Here is a 22,492-nt window from a genome sequence, read left to right on the forward strand (position 1 = left end):
GGTGAATGCTCGATACAGGGTACGTGGGGGCGCCCCGTCAGGGGCGCGGACGGTCGCGGCGTGCGGCTCCGTAGCGTGGGCGCGACCAGCCGCTGCAGGCCCGCAGCCGGGCGACGGCCTCAGCACACCTCTTCCAGATCCCGCCAGTCCCTGGAATCCGGACTGTCGGCGACCCATCCGTCCAGCAGCCCGCGCACCAGAGAAGCCGGCGCGGCCACCCCGCACTCCCGCTCCGGCACCCACAGCTGTCCGTCGGTGCGGTGGCCGAGCGGCCCCGGATGCCCCGGCTCGCTGTGGTCGTGCGGATCCAGATGCTCGCCGTCGCCCTCGTCGGACGGCATCCGCGACTCCGAGCACATCCGGCACAGCAGCCGCACCGACGACGACCAGTCCTCCGCCGCGAAGCCCGCGTCCGCGGCCAGTTGCTCCAGCGCGTCCCGGTCGGCCTCCGTCGCCGCCTCCAGCAGGACCACCCAGGTGGGCACGGGCGACGGGGCCCACAGCTCGATCTCGTCGAAGACGGGGTAGGAGTGCCCGGCGGCCGTGGTCCGCTCGCCGTGCGGGACCCCGTCGTGCAGCACGACCTCACCCCAGCGCCGCCCGGACGACGGCAGCGGGATCGACAGCACCTCCATACGGGCGGGATCCAGCCGGCGCCCCCACACGACCTCGGCCTCCCCCTCGGGCGACAGCCGTACGGCCGCGCTGCCCAGCTCCATGCCGACGGGCTCGCCGGAGCCGATACCGCTGCCCGGCACGTGCAGCCCGTACGCCTGCCAGGCGCGGCGGGCCAGCGGCCAGTCCTGCAGGGCGGTGGCGGCGATGCCGACGTTCCACCAGTCGGGGGCGCCGGTCTCGCGGTCGAGCAGGGCGACGGCCCGCAGACCGGCCGTGCGGGCCTGCTCCCAGTCGTGCCGGAACTTGTGCAGCAGGGCGAGGTTGAACCAGGACTCCGACAGCCAGGGCTCCAGGTCGGCGGCACGTGTCAGCAGCGCGCCCGCGTCCTCGTACCGCCCGTCGCCGATCAGCGTGAACGCGCGGTCGGTGGCCTGCCGCCAGGAGGCGGAGGGCCGGTGCCGTCCCTTGCCGAAGATCCTCACGATTCCCGCCTGCCAGTTCCGTGGAGTGGGCTGGCCAGTGCCCCCGGACTCTCTCTCCCTCGCATCCAACCACGTGTGGCTGGAAGGGCGCTCATTACCCATGGGTTACCCACCCTTGGGCAGGGTCAGACAGTCCCGGGACAGCACCCTGGCCAGCGCCTCGACCACCTCCGGCGCGTACGCGCCACCGGTGCCGAGGCGCAGCTCCTCCAGCGCGGTGAGGGGGCCGCCGGGGCCGGCGCCCTGCACCTTCTCGTCGTACGCGTTCACCACCCGGACTATGCGGGCGGCCACCGGCTGCTCCGGGTAGGGGTCGGCCTGCCGCTCGACGACCGCGGCGACCTGGGCGCCCGCCCCGGTCTGACGGACGACGGCCCCGCCGAGCAGCGCGATCCGCCGCTGCTCGGCGGCCGGGAGGCCGGCGGTGGCCCCGGCCGGGACCGGGTCGACGAGGCTGAGCTGGCCGATGTCGTGCATGAGGGCCGCGTACTCCAGGACGGTCAGCTCGGCCTCCGGCAGCCCCAGGTCCCGGCCCACGGCCTGGCTGAGGGCGGCGACCCGGCGGGCGTGACCGGCGGGGGTGTACCCGGCGATCTCGGTGGCGCGGGCGAGGGAGGCGATGGTCTGCCGGTTGGTGGCGCGGACGGCGGCGTACCGGTGCAGGGACAGCTGGGTGAGCAGCAGCGGCACCGAGAACACGGGCAGCGCCCAGAGCCCCACGACCGCGACCGCGAGTGCCATCACCGCGCCGGTCGCGCACACGGCCGACCCGATGCCGGGCACCGCGCGCAGCTCGTCGCGGAGCAGCGGCGGGAACGGCCACCCGGTGCGGGAGTGGGCCAGCGCGGCGGCGACCACGGCGTCGCACAGCACCGTCAGGATGAGCAGGGCGAGCAGGACGAGGGCGTAGACGGGCCCCCGCCAGTGGTCGAACGCCCCCCTGTTGTAGAGGGGCTGGAAGCAGACGGCGGCGAAGCCCACGGCCAGGACGCGGCGGACCAGGTGGTCGAGGACGGGCCCCTGCCCGCGCGCGACGTGCGGCACGCTGCCCAGCAGCGAGGCGGCGGCCACCACCGAGACGACCTGGGCGACCCCGTGGTGGCCGGGGTGCCCGGCGTGCTCCCCGAGCAGGGCGTACGACAGGCCCGCGGCGGCACCGAGCGGCGCGGCCTCCCGCAGCCCCGGCCGGCTCATCAGTTCACCCACGGCCACCAGCCCTCCGAAGGCCAGTGCGACGGCCCCCTCCTCGACACCGGCACGAAGGGTGACGACCAGGGAGACGCCCGTGAGCAGAGCGGCCGCCGTGTGCAGGGGGCGGGCGGTGAGCGGGCGGCGGGCAGGGGGCAGGGGGTGAGGCGGGGTCATCGGGCGGCTCCCGGGCGGTCGGGGCGACACGGGGCCGTCGCAGGCCCCGGGCAGTCCGCAGGGCCAGGGGGCACCGCGGCACCCGCGGAGGTGCGAGGCGGCGGCGCCCCGCCCTCGCGACACCCCCGGCCGGCCAGGGCGGCACGCGGACGCGGCCGTCGGACCGTCACCGGGCGGTGCGGCGTCATCGTCGGGCTCCCGGGCGGTCGGGGGCCGGGGCGGGGTGGGGGAGGGTGCGGGGAGGGGGTTCCTCGGCGGTGACCAGGGGGTGCCAGCCCTCTCGTCCGATCACCCTCGTGAGGGCCGTGACCATCCGCGGGTCGAAGTGCGTGCCCGCGCACCGCTCCAGCTCCTCCAGGGCGGCCGGCACCGGCCGGGCCCTGCTGTAGCAGCGGTTGGACGTCATGGCGTCGAAGGCGTCGGCGACGGCCACCACCCGGGCGGGCTCCGGGATCTGATGGCCCACCAGCCCGTACGGATAGCCGCGGCCGTCGAGCCGCTCGTGGTGGTGGAGGATCGCGGAGCGGGCCTCGCCGAGGAAGGAGATGCCCCGGGTGATCTCGTGCCCGTACTCCGGATGCAGCTCGATCACCCGCCGTTCCTCGGGGGTCAGGGGGCCGTCCTTGCGCAGCAGCCGGGTGGGCACGCCGAGTTTGCCGACGTCGTGCAGGATCCCGGCGAACCGGATGACCTCGACCCGGTTCTCGTCCATGCCCAGCTCGCGCGCGATCATCATCGAGGCCTGGCCGACGCGCTCGCTGTGGCCGCGCGTGTAGCCGTCCTTGATGTCGACGGCCTGGACCAGCGCGCGGATCGTCGCGCGGTGGGCGGCCCGCTCCCGGTGGTACTGCGCGAACACCCACCACGACACGGCCATCGGGAAGAGCACGAGCAGCGCGGCGACCGGCCCGTAGGGGCTGCGCCAGAGCACGGCCATCATCAGCCCGGCGAGCCCGTGCACGGTGAGGGGCGCGAGGGAGCGCAGGAACAGCCCGCGGGAGGCGGCGAGCGGCGGCAGCCCCTCGGCGAGCGCGAGCATCCCGCCGTCCAGGAGGGCGAGCACCGCGCAGAAGACGAGCACCGCCCCGCCCGCCGGCACCAGCGCGTACGGCACGTCGGAACCGGCCACGGCGTCCTGCCCGTCCAGCGCGCCGTGGACCCGGGCCGCGGCCCAGACCGCGAGGGACGACTGCGCCGCCCGCCAGACGCGGCGCAGCAGAAAGGGGCCCTGCTCGACGTGCGAGCACAGGGCCCCGGGGAGCGGTACGAGCGCGGCCGCGGGCGGTGGCAGCAGAAACGCCCCGGCCAGCAGCACGGGGGAGAACGTGCCGGCGAAGCGGCGCCGGGCGATCTGCTCACCCCCGGCGTACAGCGCGGCCAGCAGGCCGACGGCCCACCAGGGTGTGCGCGCGGCGGTGGGGAGCGGGGAGAGGCAGAGCAGGGCGGCGAGGGCGGCTGCAGCGACGTAACCGCGTGCCCGCGCCGGCACTCCCTCCATGACGCCTCCCCAGCCGTGCCCGTCCGGGCTCCGTCACCGGACCGGGCTTTCGGAGCCTAGGGGGGCGTAGGGGGCTCCGCGGGCGTATCACCCGCGGATTAGCACATTCGAGTGAAGGCTGTGCTGGTGGGCGCCGGACTCAGGATTCCTGAGGGGTGACCGTCACGTCGTGTTCGGGCACGGTCTGTCCGGAGCGGATCAGCTCGATCCGGCCCATCACCTTGGAACGCAGGTCGGTCGGCACGTCGTCATGGCCGCAGCACCGCTTGACCAGCTTCTTCACGGCCTCTTCGAGCCCGTACTTCTCCAGGCACGGCGAGCACTCGTTGAAGTGCTGCTTGAACTTGTCGCGATCGACGTCCGGCATCTCACTGTCGAGGAACTCGTACAGATGGTCGAGGACCTCACTGCAGTCCGTCTCGTGCGGCTCTCCGCAGCTCATGAGCCCGAGCCTTTCGCTTCGTTCGAGTCTCCGGCGCCGGCCGGGACCAGCCCGCGCTCACGGGCGTAGTCCTCGAGCATGCCGCGCAGCTGACGGCGGCCCCGGTGCAGCCGGGACATCACCGTACCGATGGGTGTCCCCATGATGTCCGCGATCTCCTTGTACGCAAAGCCCTCTACGTCCGCGAGATACACGGCGATGCGGAACTCCTCGGGAATGGCCTGAAGTGCTTCCTTCACGTCCGAGTCGGGCAGGTGGTCCAGCGCCTGCGACTCGGCGGAGCGCAGACCGGTCGACATGTGCGACTCGGCGCGGGCGAGCTGCCAGTCCTCGATCTCCTCGGCCGCGCTGCGCTGGGGCTCGCGCTGCTTCTTGCGGTACGAGTTGATGAAGGTGTTGGTGAGGATCCGGTACAGCCAGGCCTTGAGGTTGGTGCCCTCGCGGAACTGGTGGAAGGACGCGTACGCCTTGGCGTACGTCTCCTGCACCAGGTCCTCGGCGTCCGCCGGGTTGCGCGTCATGCGCAGGGCGGCCGAGTACATCTGGTCGAGGAACTCGAGCGCGTCCCGCTCGAAGCGCGCGCTGCGCTCCGCGGACGACTCGTCGCTCGTCTCCACGCCCACGCCCTGGCCCTCGGGCAGCTCCGCCTGGCCGTTGTCGGTCCCTGCGTCGGTACCGGTGACCGGACCCACCTCCTCGAAGATCTGCGTGGAACCGAAACCGGTCCCACTCGAATCGGAGGATAGACGACTACCCGTGGCCGCCGCCCCTCGAATAGGAGCGGTCCTGGCCGCGTGCAGCACCGTCCAGTCCAGGTCGGTGCGGCTCGGGCAGATGGTCGAACCCATGCGGCGGACTCCCTCTCGGACTCGGTGCTGCCTGTTCAGCACTTCTGTCCGCCTCAACAGCGGGCCGCCCCACGACATTCCCGAGATCTTCACCCGAGTGAGCCGACCCACTTCACCACCGCGTCGGTGACGATCGCCACGGCATCCTCCTGGCCGATCTCCGCCCGCTTGGGCACGGCGAAGCCATGGTCGCCATACGGCACCTCGACGATCTCGTACGCCCCCTCGGGGAACTCCCCGGGCCTGCCGAAGGTGTCGTTGCCGCCCTGGACGACGAGGGTGGGCACCCCCGCGCCGAGCAGCTCGGCGGCGCGGGACTTCTCCGGCCGGCCCGGCGGATGGAGCGGGAAGCCGAGCGCGAGCACGGCGTGGGCGCCGAGCTCGGCGGCGGTACGGCAGGCCACCCGCGCGCCGGCCGAGCGACCGCCGGAGATCACCGGCAGGCCGGGCCGCGCGACCGCCGGCCAGATCCCCCGCCAGCCCGCGTCGAGTGTCCTCGGCGCCGGCGCCACCTTCTTGCCGGCCACCCGCCAGGGCTGCTCGACGAGGGCGACGGTCACCCCGTGCCCCGGCAGCACCCGCGCCAGCGCCTGGAGGTCCCGGGCCTCGATCCCGCCCCCGGCACCGTGGCTGACGGCGAGGACGAGCCGCGCCTTCGCGGCCCTGTGCCAGGTGATCCGGGCGTCACCGGCGTCCGTGGGAACGATCTCGCTGGTCATCAGAAGAGTGTGCCTTCCTCCGGGCCCTCCAGCTCCTTCAGCAGCTCCGGGCTGTTGTTGCGGACGTTGCTGACGGCCGTGGACACCGGGTAGGCGCGCATCAGGCCGGCCGGCGGGGGCTCCAGCAGGGACCGCAGGTCGTCGGGGTCCGTGCGGGCCGGGTCCAGCCAGGCGTCCCAGCGGTCCGGGGTGAGCATCAGGGGCATCCGGGGGTGGATGTCGGCCAGGGCGTGCGGGCCGTCGGCCGGGGCCACCGCGAGCGGGGTCCTCTCGGCCTCGGTGGTGATCACCGAGCAGGTCACCCACCAGGCCTGCGGGTGGTCGTCGGGCAGGGTGCGGTCGCGCCAGAACTCGTAGAGTCCGGCCATCGCGAACACCGAGCCGTCGGCCGGGAGCACGAAGTAGGGCTGCTTGCGCGCCCGCTTCTTCCTCCCCTCGACCTCCAGGTCCCGCTCCTCCCTGGCCGTGACCCACTCGTAGTAGCCGTCGGCGGGCAGGATGCAGCGCCGGGCGGTGAAGGCGCGGCGGTACGACGGCTTCTCGTGGACGGTCTCCGCGCGCGCGTTGATCATCCGGGCGGCGCCCTCGGGCGACTTGGCCCAGGAGGGCACGAGCCCCCACTTCAGCTTGCGCAGCTGCCGAACCGGGCGGCGGTCGTCGGCGTCTTTCACCGGACGGTCGAGGACGGCGTAGACCTCCTTGGTCGGCGCCACGTTGTAATCGGGGGCCAGGGTCTCCTCGGGCGCCTGAGGAACCCCCCTCTCGATTTCAAAGATTCCTGCGAGATCCTCGGGCCTGCGACTCGCTGCATACCGTCCGCACATACGTGCCACACTGCCAGGCCCGCCCGTCCCCCGACCACCACCCCCCGCCGCCGGCGCCACGCGTCGGCCGTCTGTTCGCCTACGCGAGAGGGAGCCACCGGAAAACATGGCCAGCACCGCCGCCACCGCGCTGCCCGACCTCTGGGACCGGCTCGTCGGCACCCAGTCCGACCCCGATCTGTGGGTGGTGATCGCCACGGCGGTCGCTGCCCTCACGGTCGTCGTGCCGCACCCGCTGTGGCGGGTGTCGCGCAACGCGATCACCATCGCCCACGAGGGCGGCCACGGCCTGGTCGCGCTGCTGACGGGCCGCCGGCTCACCGGGATACGGCTGCACTCCGACACCAGCGGCCTGACGGTGAGCCGCGGCAAGCCGCACGGCCTCGGCATGATCCTCACGGCGGCGGCCGGCTACACCGCTCCCCCGCTGCTCGGCCTGGGCGGCGCCGCGCTGCTCGGCGCCGGCCGCATCACGCTGCTGCTGTGGCTGGCCACCGCCCTGCTGGTGGCGATGCTGGTGATGATCCGCAACGCGTACGGCGCGCTGACCGTCGTCGTGACCGGGGGCACGTTCCTGCTGGTCTCCTGGCTGGCCGGCCCCCAGGTGCAGGCGGCGTTCGCGTACGCGGTGGTGTGGTTCCTGCTGCTGGGGGGCGTGCGCCCGGCGTTCGAGCTGCAGATGAAGAGGTCGCGGGGCGGGGCGGGCGACTCGGACGCCGACCAGCTGTCACGGCTGACGCATGTGCCGGCGGCGCTGTGGCTGTTCCTGTTCCACGTGGTGAGCCTGTGCGCGCTGATGGGCGGGGGCCGGTGGCTGCTGGAGCTGTGAGCGCCCCGCAGGCGCGGGGCTCCCGGGGCGGCGGGGCGGTGCCGGCCCGCGCCCGCGCCGGGGGCGCGACCGGCCACGGCGGCGCCGCACCCGGCCACCGGCACTAAAGTGACTGCATGCCCGAAAACCTGGCCCTCTGGCCCGCCCCCACCGCGAGCGACGCCGTCGACGCGACGGTCCACGTGCCGGGGTCGAAGTCGGTCACCAACCGTGCCCTCGTCCTCGCCGCCCTCGCCTCCGAGCCCGGCTGGCTGCGCCGCCCCCTCCGCTCCCGCGACACGCTGCTGATGGCCGAGGCCCTGCGGGCGATGGGCATCGAGATCGAGGAGGGTGTGGGCCCGGACGGCACCGGCGAGGCCTGGCGGGTCCTCCCGGCGGGCCTGCGCGGCCCGGCCACGGTCGACGTCGGCAACGCGGGCACCGTGATGCGCTTCCTTCCGCCGGTGGCGGCCCTCGCCGACGGCTCCGTCCGCTTCGACGGCGACCCGCGGTCGTACGAGCGCCCCCTGAACGGCGTGATCGACGCGCTGCGCGTGCTCGGCGCCCGGATCGACGACGACGGGCGGGGCTCGCTGCCGCTGACCGTGCACGGCTCGGGCGCGCTGGACGGCGGCCCGGTGGAGATCGACGCCTCCTCGTCCTCCCAGTTCGTGTCGGCGCTGCTGCTCTCGGGCCCCCGTTTCAACCAGGGCGTGGAGGTCCGTCACATCGGCGCCTCCCTGCCCTCCCTGCCGCACATCCGGATGACGGTGGACATGCTGCGCGCGGTCGGCGCCCAGGTGGACACCCCGGAGTCGGGCGGCGAGCCGAACGTCTGGCGGGTCACGCCGGGCGCCCTGCTGGGCCGGGACCTGACGATCGAGCCGGACCTGTCGAACGCCCAGCCGTTCCTGGCGGCGGCGCTGGTGACGGGCGGGCGGGTGCTGATCCCGGACTGGCCGGCGCGTACCACCCAGCCGGGTGACCGGCTGCGGGAGATCTTCACCGAGATGGGCGGCTCCTGCGAGCTGACCGACTACGGCCTGGTCCTCACCGGCTCGGGCTCGGTCCACGGCATCGATGTCGACCTGGCCGACGTGGGCGAGCTGACGCCGGGCATCGCGGCGGTCGCCGCCCTCGCGGACTCCCCGTCCACCCTGCGGGGCGTGGCGCATCTGCGGCTGCACGAGACGGACCGGCTGGCCGCGCTCACCAAGGAGATCAACGAGCTCGGCGGTGATGTGACGGAGACGGCCGACGGCCTGCACATCCGCCCGCGCCCGCTGCACGGCGGGGTCTTCCACACCTACGACGACCACCGTATGGCGACGGCCGGTGCGATCATCGGCCTGGCCGTGGAGGGTGTGCGGATCGAGAACGTGGCGACGACGGCGAAGACCTTGCCGGACTTTCCCGAGCTGTGGACCGGGATGCTCGGGGTATAGGGACTTCGCCATGCGCCGTTACGGCAAGCACACCGACGAGGACGACATCCGCTCCCGCCCCAACCGCAAGGGCAACCGGCCTCGTACGCACATCAGGCCCAAGCACGAGGACGCCGCCGAGGGCATGGTCCTCACCGTCGACCGGGGCCGGCTGACCTGTCTGGTCGAGGACCGGATCGTGGTCGCGATGAAGGCCCGGGAACTGGGCCGCAAGGCGGCGGTCGTGGGTGACCGGGTCGCCCTGGTCGGCGATCTGTCCGGCCAGAAGGACACCCTCGCCCGGATCGTCCGCATCGCGGCGCGCACCTCGGTGCTCCGCCGCACCGCCGACGACGACGACCCGTTCGAGCGGGTGGTGGTCGCCAACGCCGACCAGCTCGCCGTGGTCACGGCCCTGGCCGACCCCGAGCCGCGCCCGCGGCTCATCGACCGCTGCCTGGTGGCGGCGTTCGACGGCGGCCTGACCCCGCTGCTGGTCATGACGAAGTCGGACCTGGCGTCGCCGGACAAGCTGCTGGAGCTGTACGGCCACCTCGACATCCCGTACGTCGTCACCAGCCGCGAGGAGCTGGAGAACGGCGACGCGGCGGACCGGGTGCGCGAGCATCTGACGGGGCGGACCACGGCGTTCGTCGGGCACTCGGGCGTCGGCAAGACGACCCTCGTCAACGCCCTGGTCCCCGAGGAGCGGCGGCGCATGACCGGTCATGTCAACGCGGTGACCGGCCGGGGCCGGCACACCACGACCTCGGCGCTCGCGCTGCCCCTGGCGGGCACCGACGACTGGGTGATCGACACTCCGGGTGTACGGTCCTTCGGTCTGCACCACGTCGACCCGTCCCGGGTGATCCACGCCTTCCCCGACCTGGAACCGGGCACCGCGGGCTGCCCGCGCGCGTGCAGTCACGACGAGCCGGACTGCGCGCTGGACGAGTGGGTCGCCGAGGGCCACGCGGACCCGGCCCGGCTGTACTCGCTGCGTCGGCTTCTGGCCACGAGGGAGCGTACGGAGGGAGACTGACGGGCCGCCAGGAGAGCGACCGACCTCCGCGTTGTTTGTGGGGTGGTGAGTCCGGTAAGTGCATAATCGCACCGAGCCGGACCTACGGAGGGACAGCACATGGCGTGGCTGCTGGTCATCGTGGCCGGGTTGCTCGAGACCGGTTTCGCCGTCTGCCTCAAGCTGTCCCACGGCTTCACCAGGCTCTGGCCGACCATCGCCTTCTGCGCTTTCGCCCTCGGCAGCTTCGGCCTGCTGACCCTCTCCCTGAAGAAGCTCGACGTCGGCCCGGCGTACGCGGTGTGGACGGGCATCGGCGCGGCGGGCACCGCGATCTACGGCATGATCTTCCTCGGCGACCTGGTGTCCACCCTGAAGATCGTCTCGATCAGCCTGGTGATCATCGGCGTGATCGGCCTGCAGCTGTCGGGATCGGCGCACTAGACGAGTCATTCCGATGTGATCAGTGGTCGTTGGCATTGATGGAGGTGAACGCATGGCGACGAACCGCGGGCACTCACCCGATCTCCACCCCACCGGATTCAAACCGTGGTCGGACACCGCCCCTGCCCACAGAGATCTCCTCGCGGTGAAGGCGCTCGTCTACGACCCCTGCGGGTTCACCTGCTCGCAGCCGGCCCCGGAAACCGAGGGTGCCGCATACGCCGCCCACTCCTTCACCCTTGACGGGCTCTCCATCCGATTCCGCGCAGCCAAGACGACCCCGACCAAGGTCGGCCAGTTCGTCACCGTGTGGAAGAGGTCGCCGGGCGGGCCCATCCAGCCTTTCGACGCCACCGACCCCGTCGACCTCTTCGTCGTCAGCACCCGCGACCATCATCACTTCGGCCAGTTCGTCTTTCCCATGGACGCGCTCTGCCAACACGGTGTCGCATCAGCAGACGGCTCCGGTGGGAAACGGGCCTTCCGCGTCTACCCGCCCTGGGTGACCACCACCAACCGCCAAGCCGGCACTGCGCAGGCGTGGCAGCTGGACTACTTCCTGCACCTGCCCCAGGACCGACCCGTCGATTCCGCCCGCGCCCAAGAGCTGTACCACCCATAGGACGGCCGACCAGCCGGGGTGACACGATCGCCTACACCCTCTGATCATTCGGAATGACTCGTCCAGAACCGGGAACGGGCGCGGACTCGGACCGGGAACGGGAACGGGAACGGGAACGGGAACGGGCGCGGACCAGGACCGGGGCACGGGCCCGGGGGCCGGTGACCGGCGGACGGCCGGCTAGGTGGTGGCGGTGCGGGGCAGCGCGCTCCGTACCAGGTCCGCGACCCCGTCCTCCCCCGCCGGCGGGGCCGCCACGCAGGAGAGGGCGAGCCGGACGGCGAGTTCGCAGGCGCGGGTCAGGTCGGCGGAGTCCGCCCGGGCGGCGCCGGGGCCGCCGAGCACCGCGACGGCCCGGTCCCGGACGGCCGTCACGAGATCGCCGGGGGAGGGCAGCGGCCCGTCCGCCCGCCGCTGCGCCGGCACGGCGGAGGAGGACGGCACGGCCGAGAGCGTCGGCGAGGGCAGCCGCTCGCTCCAGCAGCCGGTGAGCAGGGCCCGTACGAGCGGGTTGTCCCGGGCCGCGGAGGCGGTCCACCCGGCGGTGGCGGTGAGCCGGTCACGGGCGTCGCCGTGCGTGGCCAGCGCCCGCTCGACGCCGGCGAGGTAGCCGTCGGCCTCCCGCCGCACCAGCGCCCTGGCCAGCCCTTCCTTGCTGCCGAACTCGTTGTACAGCGTCTGCCGGGACACTCCGGCGCTCGCCGCGACGTCCACCATCCGCACCGCGGACCACGGCCGCAGGGAGAGCGCCTCGAAGGCCGCGTCCAACAGGGATTCCCGCGCTGCAGGCATCATCGCCTCCCGGGGGCGAGCGGATGGTGCCCAGATTTGACGCGCCGGGGTGCACTGTCAAGGGTCCGTGTGGGGCACAGGAGGGGTCCGTCCGCACTCCGGCCTGATGTAGCCCCGTCCTCCCCCGCCGGATACCGTTCGTCCCATGCCGGACTACCTCGACGACCTCCGACTCGCGCACGTCCTCGCGGACGCCGCCGACGCCGCGACCATGGACCGTTTCAAGGCCCTCGACCTCAAGGTCGAGACCAAACCGGACATGACGCCGGTGAGTGAGGCCGACAAGGCCGCCGAGGAACTCATCCGCGGCCAGCTCCAGCGCGCCCGTCCCCGGGACGCGGTCCTCGGCGAGGAGTACGGCATCGAGGGCACCGGCCCGCGCCGCTGGGTGATCGACCCGATCGACGGCACCAAGAACTACGTCCGAGGGGTCCCCGTCTGGGCGACGCTCATCGCCCTGATGGAAGCGGGTGAGGGTGGCTACCAGCCGGTGGTCGGCGTCGTCTCCGCCCCGGCCCTGGGCCGCCGCTGGTGGGCCGCGAAGGGGCACGGCGCCTACACCGGCCGCAGCCTCTCCTCCGCCACCCGGCTGCACGTCTCCAGCGTCTCGAAGCTCTCCGACGCCTCGTTCGCGTACTCCTCGCTCTCCGGCTGGGAGGAGCGCGGCAACCTCAACGGCTTCCTGGACCTGACCCGGGAGGTGTGGCGCACGCGCGCGTACGGCGACTTCTGGCCGTACATGATGGTCGCCGAGGGTGCGGTGGACCTGTGCGCCGAACCGGAGCTGTCCCTCTGGGACATGGCGGCCAACGCGATCGTCGTGACGGAGGCCGGCGGCACCTTCACCGGTCTCGACGGCCGGCCGGGCCCGCACAGCGGCAACGGCGCGGCCTCCAACGGACTCCTCCACGACGAGCTGCTGGGGTATCTCAACCGGCGCTACTGAACCGCGAAGCGGCGCCCCCGGCCCCCGACGGGCGCCGCTCAGGGCACAGATGAGCGCGTGCGCCCTCAATTGGCCACGCGCGCCCTCTTGTTGACCCCCGCTTTACCTGAGACTCTGAGGTTCCCCCCACTTGTGAACTTGTGCAGCACCCCTCGGGAGCCTCCGGCGCCGGGGTGCACTCCGCACAGGGGTTCTCTAGGAGGTGGCTCCGTCCCATGCTCGTCCGCGACGCCATGAGCACGTTGGTCCTCACCATCGGCCCCGCCCACACCCTCCGCCAGGCCGCCGCCCTGATGTCCGCCCGCCGGGTCGGCGCGGCCCTCGTCCTCGACCCGGACGCCGGCGGCATGGGCATCCTCACCGAACGGGACATCCTCAACTCCGTGGGCCTCGGCCAGGACCCGGACACCGAACGCACCCACGCCCACACCACCAACAACGTGGTCTTCGCCGCCCCCACCTGGACGCTGGAGGAGGTGGCCCGCACCATGGCCCACGGCGGCTTCCGCCACCTGGTCGTCCTCGACGACGGCGAACCGGCCGGCATCGTGTCGGTCCGCGACATCATCCGCTGCTGGGCACCGGCCCGGCAGCACGTCCCCGCCTGAGCCCCGTCCCGCCCCGTCCCACCCCGCCCTCACCAGCATGGACAGCCCCGATCCGATAATGGACAATGTCTAAGTCAGGGATTGCTCCAAAATCACACCCGATCGGGAACTGTTCCTCCTGCTGTTAGGCTGGTGCGCATGAGTGACCTTCTGGAACGGCTGCGCGGACGCGGATGGCGGATGACCGCGCAGCGACGCGTCGTGGCCGAGGTCCTCGACGGCGAACACGTCCACCTGACGGCCGACGAGGTGCACGCCAGGGCCGTCGCCAAGCTGCCCGAGATCTCCCGGGCGACCGTCTACAACACGCTCGGTGAGCTGGTCTCCCTCGGCGAGGTGCTCGAGGTCGCCACCGACCGGCGCGCCAAGCGGTACGACCCCAACGCGCACCGCCCGCACCACCACCTGGTCTGCGCCCGCTGCGGAGCGATCCGCGACGTCCACCCGACCGGCAACCCGCTGGCCGACCTCCCCGACTCGGAGCGCTTCGGCTTCGCGGTCTCGGACGTCGAGGTGACGTACCGCGGCATCTGCCCCAACTGCGCGGCCGCCTGACGATCCACACCGAAGCCCCGGCCCCTTTCCGGGCGCCGGGGCTTCGCGCTGTGCGCGGCCTTTGCACGGCACAACACCGAGGGCCGGAACCCTTTCGGATTCCGGCCCTCGGCCTTCAGTAGCGGGGACAGGATTTGAACCTGCGACCTCTGGGTTATGAGCCCAGCGAGCTACCGAGCTGCTCCACCCCGCGTCGTTGAATGCAACGTTACGTGAAGGATGAGGTCAGAGGCAAATCAGTTGTCGCGACTGCGAGCAGTCGTGCCGCTGGAGCGGCACGGGTGGGCGCAGCGGCACCCCGTCAGCGCCGGGCCGCGCGCTCCGCCCCCGCCCGGCACCAGCACCGGTACGCGCACCGACACGGGCACCGGCAGGCACCCGCACCCTCACGCCGTCAGCTCCTGCCGCAACGCGTCCCGCAACCGCGCCGCCCGCTCGGCAACCTCCCCCGGCCCGAGGGACACCGCCCGGTCGGCCCACCGCTGCCCCTCCGCCAGCTCCCCCCGACGCGCGTAGACCAGGGCCAGCCGCAACGCCGCCCGCCCATGCCCGTCACCGGCGGCACGAGTCCACCACACCACCGCCTCCGGCTCGCTCCCCTCCCGCGCCAGCAGCAGCCCCAGATTGAAGGCACCGTTGCGTGAGCCGGCCTCGGCGGCCTCCCGGTACCACCGCGCCGCCTCGACCACGTCCCCGCGCGCCGCGGCCAGCATCCCGACCCGCACCTGCGCCCGCCGGTGCCCCTGCTCGGCCGCCCGCTCGTACCACTCCTCGCACTCGGTCTTCTCGTGCACGATCTCCCCGAGTTCGTGCGCCGGCTGCGGCGGCCGCCGCGCGTCCAGCACCGCGGCCAGCCGGTACGCGGCCTCCGCGCTCCCCCCGCCCGCGGCGCACCGCAGATGCCGTTCGGCCTCCTGCTCGTCCCCGTCCCGCAGCCGGGCGATCCCGACCTGCAGCGCCGCCTCGGTGTGCCCGGCGGCGGCCGCCCGCTCGTACCAGCGCAGCGCGATCTTCTCCTCGCCCCGCCCGGCGAACAGGATCCCCAGGTTGAACGCCGCGTCGACGCTGCCCGCCTCCGCCGCCTTGGAGAACCAGGGCTCCGCCCCGGCCGTGTCCCCGACCTGGAGCAGCAGGACGGCCAGCGCGTTGGCGGCCTCCCGGTGCCCGGCGTACGCCGCGCGCCGGTACCACTGCTCGGCCTGCGCGGTCCGGCCCTGCTCGGCGCAGAGCAGCCCGAGGTTGTAGGCGCCGTTGTCGTCACCGGCGTCCATCGCGGCCCGGTACCAGCGCTCGGCGGTCTGGGTCTGGCCGCGCTCGGCGTGCAGCGCGCCCAGCGCGTTGGCCGCGTTGCCGTCGCCGTCCTGGGCGGCGCGCAGCCACCAGATCGCGGCGTTCTCGGTGTCGCCGGCGTCGCGCAGCAGGAACCCGAGCGCGCAGGCGGCCCGCGCCTCGCCGTCCTTGGCGGACGTCAGATACCAGCGCCCGGCCTCCTTGAGGTCACCCCGGCGCTCCAGGATCGCGCCCAGGTGCAGCGCCGCCCGCCGGTGCCCGCGTGCGGCGGCCTGCCGGTACCACTGCTCGGCCTCCGCCGACGTGGAGACACCGTTGTCGCCGTCGGAGTCCTGCGCGTCCCTGCGGTCCAGTGCCCGCGCCAGCCGGTACGCCGCCTCCCGGTGCCCCCGCTCGGCGGCGGCCCGCATCCATCGCTCGGCCGCGGGGTCCCCGCGGTGTTCCAGCAGGTCGGCGAGGGCGTACGCACCGAGGGCGTGGCCCTGCTCGGCGGACTGGCGCAGCCAGTACTCCGCGGCGGGCTCGTCCCCGCACTCACGGCAGTGGCGCCCCAGCGCGTGCGCGGCCGCGGCCGAGCCGGCCACGGCGGCGATCCGCCACCATCCGGCCGCCTCGTCGGCGTATCCGCGCTGGTGGAGCAGGACGCCCAGGTTGTTGGCCGCGGCCCGGTCACCTGCCGCGGTGGCGGCACGCAGATACGGCTCGGCGCCGTCGAGGTCACCGCGGCGCAGCAGCATGGCCCCGAGGACGCTGGTCGCCTCGTCGTCGCCGGCCTCCGCGGCGAGCCGCAGCCGCATCTCCTCGACGGCCTCCCCCGTCTCGGCCGTCTCCCCCGTCTCGGCCGTTTCTACTGTCTCTGTCGTCTCTTCCGTCTCTACCGTCTCGACGGCTTCCGCCGTCTCGTCCCGGCCCTGGTCCGGGGTCGCTTCCTCACCGGAAGGCTGCACAAACCGCCCTGTCTCGAACAGAGTTGCCTTGTCCCCCATAACGTCCATCGTCGCACCACCTGCAACCTGGGTACACCTGTGTATACCGCAGCCCGTGAGGTCACTTCAGCGTTTTGTCGACATGCCCACAGAGAGACAAGTCAAACACAGTTCGCCCAACTCCCCACAGCGGCACGTCGATGCGTCTCGCCGGTACATGCGTTCGCACACCACGAAGGCCCGGATCCGTGTACCGGATCCGGGCCTTCGTCTGCAGTAGCGGGGACAGGATTTGAACCTGCGACCTCTGGGTTATGAGCCCAGCGAGCTACCGAGCTGCTCCACCCCGCGTCGTGTTCCACAACCGTATCACGACGCGGGGCGGGCCTGATCAGCCGCTGGGACTACTGCTCGGACTCGGGCTGCTGCCGGAGCTCGGCGAGCTGGTCGGCGAGCTGCTCGGACTCGGGCTGCTGCTCGCCGTGCCGCCGCTCTTGTCCGCCTCGTTCTGCGCCTCCTCGGCCCGCTTCAGAGCGGCCTCGAGGTCCTTCTGCGCCTTGCCGTACGCCTCCCAGTCGCCCTTCTTCAGGGCTTCCTGGCCGGCGGTGAAGGCCTTCTGCGCGTCGTCCAGCGCTTCCTGGACCGTCGGGTTGGTGGACGACGGCGGTGTGGTGGTGTCGCCGCCCTCGTCCTTCGGCGGGGCCGTGCTCTCCGCGCCGAAGACCTTGTTGAGGGCTTCGTCGAGGGTGTCCTCGAACGCGGTGTTGCCGCCGTAGGTCACCAACACCTTCTTCAGCAGCGGGTACTTGAGTCCGCCACCGCGCACGTAGACCGGCTCCACGTAGAGCAGTCCTCCGTCGAGCGGCACCGTCAGCAGGTTGCCGTACTCGATGTCGGAGTCACCGCCCTTGAGGAGTCTGATCGACTCGGCGATGTCCTGTTCGGAGTTGAACTGGCTCTGGACCTGTTTCGGCCCGTCGACGGTCGTGCTCGTCGGCAGCTTCAGGATTCTGATCTTGCCGTAGCCGGGCGCGCCCGCCTCGGAGTCCACCGCCATGAACGCACTGAGGTTGTCGCGGCCGTTGGGCGTGAACGTCGTCGTCAGCGAGAACGCCTGCGCCTTCTGGTCGGGCATCTTCATGCTCAGGTAGTACGGCGGCACCGCGTCACCCGACTTGTTGCTCGGGTCGTCCGGCACCTGCCACACCTCGCTGCCGCTGAGGAACGTCGTGGCGTCCTTCACGTGGTAGCGGGTGAGCAGCTCGCGCTGGACCTTGAACAGGTCCTGCGGGTACCGGAGATGGGCCATCAGCGCGTCCGAGATGGCGGTCTTGGGCTCCACCGTGCCGGGGAAGGCCTTCATCCAGGTCTTCAGGACCGGGTCCTCGGTGTCCCACTGGTAGAGCTTGACGTCGCCGGTGTACGCGTCGACGGTCGCCTTCACCGAGTTGCGGATGTAGTTGACCTGGTTCTGCTGGGCCACCACCGCGCGGTTGTCGTTGGTCGCGGTCAGCGAGTCGGCCGTGGTGTCGCCGAGGGTCGTACGGGAGGCGTACGGGTAGCCGTTCGTCGTGGTGTACGCGTCGACGATCCACTGGATCTTGCCGTCGACCACGGCCGGGTACGCGTCGCCGTCGATGGTCAGCCACGGGGCGACCGCCTCGACGCGCTCCTTGGGCGTGCGGTTGTACAGGATCCGCGAGCCGTCGCCGATGGCGCCGGAGTACAGGATCTGCGGCTCGCCGAACGCCACCGCGTACGCGGCCCGGTTGACCGGGCTGGACAGGTTGACCCCGCTCTTGCCCGTGTAACTGGTGGTCTTCTCGCCGTTGTCGTCGGAGTAGTCGATCTCCTTCTGGGGACCGCCGACGATCGAGTACGTGGTCGTCTTCTCGCCGTAGTAGATCCGCTGCTGATACGTCCCGAGGTCGCCCTCGGAGGGCAGGTTGGACTCGGTGAAGACCGGGCGGCCCTCGGCGTCGGCGGTGGTGCCCTTGGCGGCGACCACGCCGTAGCCGTGGGTGTAGCGGAAGTGGTTGTTGATCCAGTTCTGCTTGTCGACGCCCGCGAGGTTCAGCTCGCGCAGACCGATGACCGTGTCCTGGTCGGTGCCGTCCACGTTGTAGCGGTCCACGTCCAGGTTGGTCGGGAAGGCGTAGTACTTCCGCATCTGCTGGAGCTGCTGGTACGTCGGCGAGACGATGTTCGGGTCCAGCACGCGGATGCTCGCCGTGGCGTCGACGTCGTCGCGCAGCTGCGTCTTGTCCTTGGTGGTGCTCGTCCCCGAGTACTCGGTGACCTGCGTGCCGTCGATGCCGTACGCCTCACGCGTCGCCTTGAGGTTCTTCGCGACGTAAGGGGCTTCCTTGGCCTGCTCGTTCGGCTGGACCTGGAACTTCTGGACGATCGCCGGGTACAGCCCGCCGATCAGGATCGCCGAGAGCACCATCAGGCCGAAGCCGATCACGGGCAGCTGCCAGGTGCGCCGCCACAGGGTGGCGAAGAACAGCAGGGCGCAGATGACCGCGATGCAGAACAGGATCGTCTTGGCCGGCAGGTAGGCGTTGGCGTCGACGTACCTCAGGCCCGTCCAGTTGTCGGTCGCCTTGAAGTCGCTGGACTTCACGGCGAGACCGTACCGGTCGAGCCAGTAGGCGACGGCCTTCAGCGCGACGAAGACGCCCAGCAGCACCGACAGGTGCCCGGTCGCCGCGGCCGTGGCGCGCGCGCCGGGGCTGGTGACGCGCAGCCCGCCGTACAGGTAGTGGGTGAGCGCGGCGGCGATCAGGGAGAGGATCGTGGCGGCGAAGCCGAAGCCGAGCAGGAACCGGTACCAGGGCAGGTCGAAGGCGAAGAACGACACGTCGAGGTGGAACTGCGGGTCCTTCTGTCCGAAGGACACGCCGTTGACCCACATCAGCCAGGTCCGCCACTGGCCCGCCGCGGAGGCTCCGGCGATCAGCCCCACCAGGGAGGTGATGCCGAGCAGCAGCCACGTCTTGTAGGGCGCGATGCCCATGCGGTAGCGGTCGAGGCTCTGCTGCTCCACCGACATCGCGCTCAGCGGCGGCCGCAGCCGGTGGGCGAGCCAGATGTTGAGGCCGACCGCGAGGGACATCAGCAGGCCGAAGACGAAGAACAGCCCGATCTTGGTCCAGAGCGTGGTGGTGAACACCGACGAGTAGTTCACCGACCGGTACCAGAGCCAGTCCGTCCAGAACCCGGCGAACATGGTGAACGCCATGCCGAGGACGGCCAGGACGCCCAGCGTCATGAGCAGGGTCCGGACACGCCGGGACGGGCGGCCCACTCTCATCCGCGGCCCTGTCGGGCCTCCGCCGCGGTCCGGCATCTGGAAAGCCAAGGTGCGCACCTCGAAGTTCGCTGTCGATCCCTCAGGCCCGCGTGTTCGCCGGCCCCCAGTGGCCCCCCGTGATCGTGGGCCCACACCTATGCAACTTACTCACCGTTTACTCGGTTCCCGATTCCGCCCGAGAACGAGAGAGGATTGTGACCATGTCCAACACTCCCATGGCAGCGAACCCGCTCACCCGGGCCGTACTCGAGATCGACGAGTACGCCTCCGGCCTCGGCTGGGACCAGCCCGCCCGCCTCTTCGCCCTCGTAGACACCGCACGACTGCGGGCTCAGGAACCCTCGCTCGCCGCCCAGCTCGGCCTGGAGGACGAGCCCGAGACCACCGGCCTCACCCCGATCGAGCAGGACGAAGTGCCAACGGACAAGCCGCTCGACGAGTTCCTGGCCACGATCGCCTGGCCCGACGCGGTGGTCGGCTGCGCCCTCACCGTGGAGCGGCTGATGCTGCCCCCGTCCGCCGAGGCCCAGGTCCCGCAGGGCCTGAGCGGGGAGAAGCTGACGCGGTGGGTGGCCGAGCACCCGGACCGCCAGGAGGTCCGCATGACGGTCGCGGTCCTGCGGGACGGCACCCGCGAGTCCGCGCTGCGTCTGCGTGAGAAGGACGCCCCGACGGAGGTGCTCACCGGCGGGAACCTGGTTCCGGGTCTGGCCGAGGCGCTGTCGGCGACGTTCGAGGAGTAGCGGCCGGCGTCACGTGCACTTCGGCAGATCGGCGGTGTCGCCGCTGCGGATGTCCTTGAGGGCGTCGAGGGCGTCGTCGATGGTGTCGACCTTGACGAGCCTGAGCCCCGAGGGGGTGTCCTTGGCGGCGGCCGCGCAGTTGTCGGCCGGCGTGAGGAAGTACTTCGCCCCCTGGCTCCTGGCGCCGACGGTCTTCATCTCGATGCCGCCGATCGGCCCGACCTTGCCGTCGTCGTCGATGGTCCCGGTGCCGGCGACGAACGTGCCGCCGGTGAGGCTGCCGGGCGTCAGCTTGTCGTAGATCCCGAGGGCGAACATCAGACCGGCGCTGGGCCCGCCCACGTCGGCGAGCTTGATGTCGATGCTGAACGGGAAGGTGTGGTCGGTCCCGGCGGAGATCCCCACGATCGCCCGCTTCTCACCGCTGTCGGTGGAGGTGGCGGTCGTGATGGTCACGTCCTGCGTTCCGGTCGCCGTCCTGTTCGCCTTCTCGGCGGCGGCCTGCTCCTTGGCCGGGACGATCGTGAAGACGACGTCCTGCCCCGGCTTGTGCTCGGTCACCAGCTTCGCGACGTCACCCGGCGCCTTCACCGCGGTCCCGTCCACGGCCTTGATCACGTCCCCGGCGTGCAGCTTGCCCTCCGCCGGGGACCCCTTGACCACCGTGGAGACGATCACCCAGGACTGCACCGGGATGTCCAGCTCCTTCAGGGCCGCGACCTTGGCGCTCTCCTGGGACTGGCTGAACTCCTCGGCGTTCTCCTGGGTGGACTCCTCCTCGGTCTTGCCGTCCGGGTAGAGCGTGTCGTGCGGCACCACCTTGTTGTCGTGGGCCAGCCACCCGTACACGGCCTCGACGAGGTTCATCCGGTAGTCGGCGCTCGTGACGCGCACGGTGGTCATGTTCAGATGACCACTGGTCGCATACGTCTTGCGCCCGGAGATCTGCAGCACCGGCTCGCCGTCGTGCTCGCCGAGCGTGTTCACCGTCGGCCCCGGGGACATCTCGGAGTACGGCACGTTGATGAGCACTCCAGCGCAGAGGAGCGCGATCAGCATGAGGGTGGAGGCGAGCATCGTCGCGGTGCGGCGTGGCATGCCTCGACAGTACGGGACGGTTCTGTCAGCGCACCGTCAGGGCCACCACCCGGGTCAGGTGCTGGAGTGGGACCTCTCCCTGACGACCGTCTTCGCGGCGCCGGCCGGCTTCTCCAGGACGGCGGACCTCTCCATCGCGGCCCGGAAACGGGCGTACCCGTCGAGTTCGGGCCCGTCGCCGCGCGTCCTGCGGGTGCGGTTGGCCCAGCTCCCCCACAGTCCGGCACCGATCGCAGCCGCAAGCGGAATCAGCAACCAGGCGAGCGCCGCCATGCCGACCTCCCAACCCCATACCGCAACTGACTGATCAGCAGATTAACCATCCGCACTGACAACGCTCGCGGCAGGGGTGGGGTTACGCAACCGGAGGTCCGGGAGTGTCGGCCGTCCGGCCTCAGCAGGCCCCGACCCACTCCTCGGTGCCGTCGGAGAACTTCTGGTGCTTCCAGATGGGCACCTCGTGCTTGAGATCGTCGATCAGCTTCCGGCAGGCCTCGAAGGCCTCCCCACGATGCGGGCACGAGACGGCGACGACCACGGCGAGATCACCGACGACGAGGTCCCCGACCCGGTGCACCGCCGCGAGCGCCCGCACCGGGAACTCGGCGACGACCTTCTCCGCGATCCGCCGCATCTCCGCCTCGGCGCTGGGATGACAGGAGTACCCGAGCGTGTCGACATCGGCACCCCCGTCATGATTCCGCACGGTCCCCACGAACAACGCCGTCCCCCCGGCCGCGTCGTCCCCGACGGCCCGGAAGACCTCGTCCAGGGAGAGCGCGGTGTCCCTGACGGCGATCAGCTTGACGGGATCCTGCGCTGCCCGCTCACCGGGATGATCGAAGGTCGATGCCATACCCCCATCGTGCCCCACGCCCCCGAACAGCGGGAACCCAGCCCGTCCGCAACCGAGGACTGCCGCCCAGGACGCAACCGGCGTCCGAGGCCGTCCCCGTCCCTGGACCGGGGAGGCGGCCACCCTCCAGTTCCGGGGACTCGGCCCCCGCCGGGCTGGGGGGCGGAGCGCCGTGGGGGGGCAGCCCCGCCGGGCTGGAGGGGCGGAGCGCCGTGGGGGGGCAGCAGCCCCGCCGGGGTGCAGGGGC

Annotated in this window: 22 protein-coding genes and 2 tRNA genes; 9 read left to right on the forward strand and 15 right to left on the reverse strand. The window is 71.9% G+C overall.

Annotated elements, in window-relative coordinates:
• Positions 1-119: 119 nt before the first annotated feature.
• The 7 genes from ACFY2L_RS14700 to ACFY2L_RS14730 form a co-directional block, all read right to left on the reverse strand.
• Positions 120-1,100, reverse strand: coding sequence for a c-type cytochrome biogenesis protein (locus ACFY2L_RS14700; protein WP_133912498.1), 981 nt, complete (start codon positions 1,098-1,100; stop codon positions 120-122).
• Between the two features lie 105 nt (positions 1,101-1,205).
• Complete coding sequence (locus tag ACFY2L_RS14705; RefSeq protein WP_390822509.1) at positions 1,206-2,465, reverse strand: HD-GYP domain-containing protein; 1,260 nt, start codon at positions 2,463-2,465, stop codon at positions 1,206-1,208.
• A 184-nt stretch (positions 2,466-2,649) separates the two neighbouring features.
• Positions 2,650-3,963 carry an HD domain-containing phosphohydrolase gene (locus ACFY2L_RS14710; protein WP_390822510.1) on the reverse strand — a complete coding sequence of 438 codons (1,314 nt, stop codon included), beginning with the start codon at positions 3,961-3,963 and terminating at the stop codon, positions 2,650-2,652.
• Between the two features lie 139 nt (positions 3,964-4,102).
• Positions 4,103-4,405: a mycothiol system anti-sigma-R factor gene (gene rsrA / locus ACFY2L_RS14715; RefSeq protein WP_390661130.1), complete on the reverse strand. Its 303-nt coding sequence runs from the start codon at positions 4,403-4,405 to the stop codon at positions 4,103-4,105.
• Positions 4,402-5,097 (reverse strand): sigma-70 family RNA polymerase sigma factor, encoded by a 696-nt coding sequence (locus ACFY2L_RS14720; protein WP_390661220.1) that lies wholly within the window; start codon positions 5,095-5,097, stop codon positions 4,402-4,404. The genes rsrA and ACFY2L_RS14720 overlap by 4 nt, the downstream gene beginning before the upstream one ends.
• A gap of 245 nt (positions 5,098-5,342) precedes the next feature.
• Positions 5,343-5,972 (reverse strand): alpha/beta family hydrolase, encoded by a 630-nt coding sequence (locus tag ACFY2L_RS14725; protein WP_390661131.1) that lies wholly within the window; start codon positions 5,970-5,972, stop codon positions 5,343-5,345.
• Entirely contained in the window at positions 5,972-6,796 is an 825-nt protein-coding gene (locus ACFY2L_RS14730; protein WP_390822511.1) for an SOS response-associated peptidase, read from the reverse strand. The genes ACFY2L_RS14725 and ACFY2L_RS14730 overlap by 1 nt, the downstream gene beginning before the upstream one ends.
• Before the next feature lie 106 nt (positions 6,797-6,902).
• Here ACFY2L_RS14730 and ACFY2L_RS14735 point away from each other — a divergent pair, with 106 nt between their 5' ends.
• The 5 genes from ACFY2L_RS14735 to ACFY2L_RS14755 all read left to right on the forward strand — a co-directional run bounded on the left by ACFY2L_RS14735 (position 6,903) and on the right by ACFY2L_RS14755 (position 11,115).
• Complete coding sequence (locus tag ACFY2L_RS14735; RefSeq protein WP_390661133.1) at positions 6,903-7,625, forward strand: M50 family metallopeptidase; 723 nt, start codon at positions 6,903-6,905, stop codon at positions 7,623-7,625.
• Between the two features lie 116 nt (positions 7,626-7,741).
• Positions 7,742-9,049: a 3-phosphoshikimate 1-carboxyvinyltransferase gene (gene aroA, locus ACFY2L_RS14740; RefSeq protein ID WP_390822512.1), complete on the forward strand. Its 1,308-nt coding sequence runs from the start codon at positions 7,742-7,744 to the stop codon at positions 9,047-9,049.
• A gap of 10 nt (positions 9,050-9,059) precedes the next feature.
• Positions 9,060-10,070, forward strand: a complete 1,011-nt coding sequence (gene rsgA, locus ACFY2L_RS14745; RefSeq protein ID WP_390822513.1) for a ribosome small subunit-dependent GTPase A — start codon at positions 9,060-9,062, stop codon at positions 10,068-10,070.
• Between the two features lie 99 nt (positions 10,071-10,169).
• The gene (locus tag ACFY2L_RS14750) at positions 10,170-10,493 is read left to right on the forward strand and encodes a DMT family transporter (RefSeq protein ID WP_390661136.1); all 324 of its coding nucleotides are present in this window, start codon (positions 10,170-10,172) and stop codon (positions 10,491-10,493) included.
• 52 nt (positions 10,494-10,545) lie between these two features.
• Positions 10,546-11,115, forward strand: coding sequence for a MepB family protein (locus ACFY2L_RS14755; protein WP_390822514.1), 570 nt, complete (start codon positions 10,546-10,548; stop codon positions 11,113-11,115).
• Between the two features lie 180 nt (positions 11,116-11,295).
• Here the strand turns inward: ACFY2L_RS14755 and ACFY2L_RS14760 are convergent, their stop codons facing one another.
• The gene (locus ACFY2L_RS14760; protein WP_390661138.1) at positions 11,296-11,910 is read right to left on the reverse strand and encodes a TetR/AcrR family transcriptional regulator; all 615 of its coding nucleotides are present in this window, start codon (positions 11,908-11,910) and stop codon (positions 11,296-11,298) included.
• A 142-nt stretch (positions 11,911-12,052) separates the two neighbouring features.
• Here ACFY2L_RS14760 and hisN point away from each other — a divergent pair, with 142 nt between their 5' ends.
• The 3 genes from hisN to ACFY2L_RS14775 all read left to right on the forward strand — a co-directional run bounded on the left by hisN (position 12,053) and on the right by ACFY2L_RS14775 (position 14,016).
• Positions 12,053-12,853: a histidinol-phosphatase gene (gene hisN, locus ACFY2L_RS14765; protein ID WP_390661139.1), complete on the forward strand. Its 801-nt coding sequence runs from the start codon at positions 12,053-12,055 to the stop codon at positions 12,851-12,853.
• A 215-nt stretch (positions 12,854-13,068) separates the two neighbouring features.
• Positions 13,069-13,461, forward strand: coding sequence for a cyclic nucleotide-binding/CBS domain-containing protein (locus ACFY2L_RS14770; protein WP_390822515.1), 393 nt, complete (start codon positions 13,069-13,071; stop codon positions 13,459-13,461).
• 138 nt (positions 13,462-13,599) lie between these two features.
• Positions 13,600-14,016, forward strand: a complete 417-nt coding sequence (locus ACFY2L_RS14775; RefSeq protein WP_390661141.1) for a Fur family transcriptional regulator — start codon at positions 13,600-13,602, stop codon at positions 14,014-14,016.
• A gap of 119 nt (positions 14,017-14,135) precedes the next feature.
• On the opposite strand, the gene ACFY2L_RS14780 is transcribed toward ACFY2L_RS14775, so the two are convergent.
• The 4 genes from ACFY2L_RS14780 to ACFY2L_RS14795 form a co-directional block, all read right to left on the reverse strand.
• A tRNA-Met gene (locus tag ACFY2L_RS14780) sits at positions 14,136-14,209 on the reverse strand.
• Positions 14,210-14,402: 193 nt separating this feature from the next.
• The gene (locus tag ACFY2L_RS14785) at positions 14,403-16,301 is read right to left on the reverse strand and encodes a sel1 repeat family protein (RefSeq protein ID WP_390661142.1); all 1,899 of its coding nucleotides are present in this window, start codon (positions 16,299-16,301) and stop codon (positions 14,403-14,405) included.
• 208 nt (positions 16,302-16,509) lie between these two features.
• A tRNA-Met gene (locus tag ACFY2L_RS14790) sits at positions 16,510-16,583 on the reverse strand.
• Positions 16,584-16,623: 40 nt separating this feature from the next.
• On the reverse strand, positions 16,624-19,584 hold the full coding sequence (locus ACFY2L_RS14795; RefSeq protein ID WP_390822813.1) for a UPF0182 family protein: 2,961 nt from the start codon (positions 19,582-19,584) through the stop codon (positions 16,624-16,626).
• A 164-nt stretch (positions 19,585-19,748) separates the two neighbouring features.
• On the opposite strand from ACFY2L_RS14795, the gene ACFY2L_RS14800 reads away from it, so the two are divergent.
• Complete coding sequence (locus ACFY2L_RS14800) at positions 19,749-20,291, forward strand: PPA1309 family protein (RefSeq protein ID WP_390661143.1); 543 nt, start codon at positions 19,749-19,751, stop codon at positions 20,289-20,291.
• A gap of 9 nt (positions 20,292-20,300) precedes the next feature.
• Here the strand turns inward: ACFY2L_RS14800 and ACFY2L_RS14805 are convergent, their stop codons facing one another.
• From ACFY2L_RS14805 to ACFY2L_RS14815, 3 genes are all read right to left on the reverse strand, one after another.
• Positions 20,301-21,389 carry a PDZ domain-containing protein gene (locus ACFY2L_RS14805; protein ID WP_390661144.1) on the reverse strand — a complete coding sequence of 363 codons (1,089 nt, stop codon included), beginning with the start codon at positions 21,387-21,389 and terminating at the stop codon, positions 20,301-20,303.
• Between the two features lie 54 nt (positions 21,390-21,443).
• Entirely contained in the window at positions 21,444-21,662 is a 219-nt protein-coding gene (locus tag ACFY2L_RS14810; protein ID WP_390661226.1) for a hypothetical protein, read from the reverse strand.
• Between the two features lie 121 nt (positions 21,663-21,783).
• Positions 21,784-22,245, reverse strand: coding sequence for a molybdenum cofactor biosynthesis protein MoaE (locus ACFY2L_RS14815; protein ID WP_390661145.1), 462 nt, complete (start codon positions 22,243-22,245; stop codon positions 21,784-21,786).
• Positions 22,246-22,492: the final 247 nt, after the last annotated feature.

Source organism: Streptomyces sp. NPDC001381, assembly GCF_042895685.1.
Lineage (GTDB): Bacteria > Actinomycetota > Actinomycetes > Streptomycetales > Streptomycetaceae > Streptomyces.

What these genes read in the sequence shown, in the direction of transcription:
- ACFY2L_RS14705 (WP_390822509.1), bottom strand. Translation starts at nt 2,465, where the DNA reads ATGACCCCGCCTCACCCCCTGCCCCCTGCCCGCCGCCCGCTCACCGCC.
- ACFY2L_RS14710 (WP_390822510.1), bottom strand. Translation starts at nt 3,963, where the DNA reads ATGGAGGGAGTGCCGGCGCGGGCACGCGGTTACGTCGCTGCAGCCGCC.
- rsrA (WP_390661130.1), bottom strand. Translation starts at nt 4,405, where the DNA reads ATGAGCTGCGGAGAGCCGCACGAGACGGACTGCAGTGAGGTCCTCGAC.
- ACFY2L_RS14725 (WP_390661131.1), bottom strand. Translation starts at nt 5,972, where the DNA reads ATGACCAGCGAGATCGTTCCCACGGACGCCGGTGACGCCCGGATCACC.
- ACFY2L_RS14730 (WP_390822511.1), bottom strand. Translation starts at nt 6,796, where the DNA reads ATGTGCGGACGGTATGCAGCGAGTCGCAGGCCCGAGGATCTCGCAGGA.
- ACFY2L_RS14735 (WP_390661133.1), top strand. Translation starts at nt 6,903, where the DNA reads ATGGCCAGCACCGCCGCCACCGCGCTGCCCGACCTCTGGGACCGGCTC.
- aroA (WP_390822512.1), top strand. Translation starts at nt 7,742, where the DNA reads ATGCCCGAAAACCTGGCCCTCTGGCCCGCCCCCACCGCGAGCGACGCC.
- rsgA (WP_390822513.1), top strand. Translation starts at nt 9,060, where the DNA reads ATGCGCCGTTACGGCAAGCACACCGACGAGGACGACATCCGCTCCCGC.
- ACFY2L_RS14750 (WP_390661136.1), top strand. Translation starts at nt 10,170, where the DNA reads ATGGCGTGGCTGCTGGTCATCGTGGCCGGGTTGCTCGAGACCGGTTTC.
- ACFY2L_RS14755 (WP_390822514.1), top strand. Translation starts at nt 10,546, where the DNA reads ATGGCGACGAACCGCGGGCACTCACCCGATCTCCACCCCACCGGATTC.
- ACFY2L_RS14760 (WP_390661138.1), bottom strand. Translation starts at nt 11,910, where the DNA reads ATGATGCCTGCAGCGCGGGAATCCCTGTTGGACGCGGCCTTCGAGGCG.
- hisN (WP_390661139.1), top strand. Translation starts at nt 12,053, where the DNA reads ATGCCGGACTACCTCGACGACCTCCGACTCGCGCACGTCCTCGCGGAC.
- ACFY2L_RS14770 (WP_390822515.1), top strand. Translation starts at nt 13,069, where the DNA reads ATGCTCGTCCGCGACGCCATGAGCACGTTGGTCCTCACCATCGGCCCC.
- ACFY2L_RS14775 (WP_390661141.1), top strand. Translation starts at nt 13,600, where the DNA reads ATGAGTGACCTTCTGGAACGGCTGCGCGGACGCGGATGGCGGATGACC.
- ACFY2L_RS14785 (WP_390661142.1), bottom strand. Translation starts at nt 16,301, where the DNA reads ATGGACGTTATGGGGGACAAGGCAACTCTGTTCGAGACAGGGCGGTTT.
- ACFY2L_RS14795 (WP_390822813.1), bottom strand. Translation starts at nt 19,584, where the DNA reads ATGCCGGACCGCGGCGGAGGCCCGACAGGGCCGCGGATGAGAGTGGGC.
- ACFY2L_RS14800 (WP_390661143.1), top strand. Translation starts at nt 19,749, where the DNA reads ATGTCCAACACTCCCATGGCAGCGAACCCGCTCACCCGGGCCGTACTC.
- ACFY2L_RS14805 (WP_390661144.1), bottom strand. Translation starts at nt 21,389, where the DNA reads ATGCCACGCCGCACCGCGACGATGCTCGCCTCCACCCTCATGCTGATC.
- ACFY2L_RS14810 (WP_390661226.1), bottom strand. Translation starts at nt 21,662, where the DNA reads ATGGCGGCGCTCGCCTGGTTGCTGATTCCGCTTGCGGCTGCGATCGGT.
- ACFY2L_RS14815 (WP_390661145.1), bottom strand. Translation starts at nt 22,245, where the DNA reads ATGGCATCGACCTTCGATCATCCCGGTGAGCGGGCAGCGCAGGATCCC.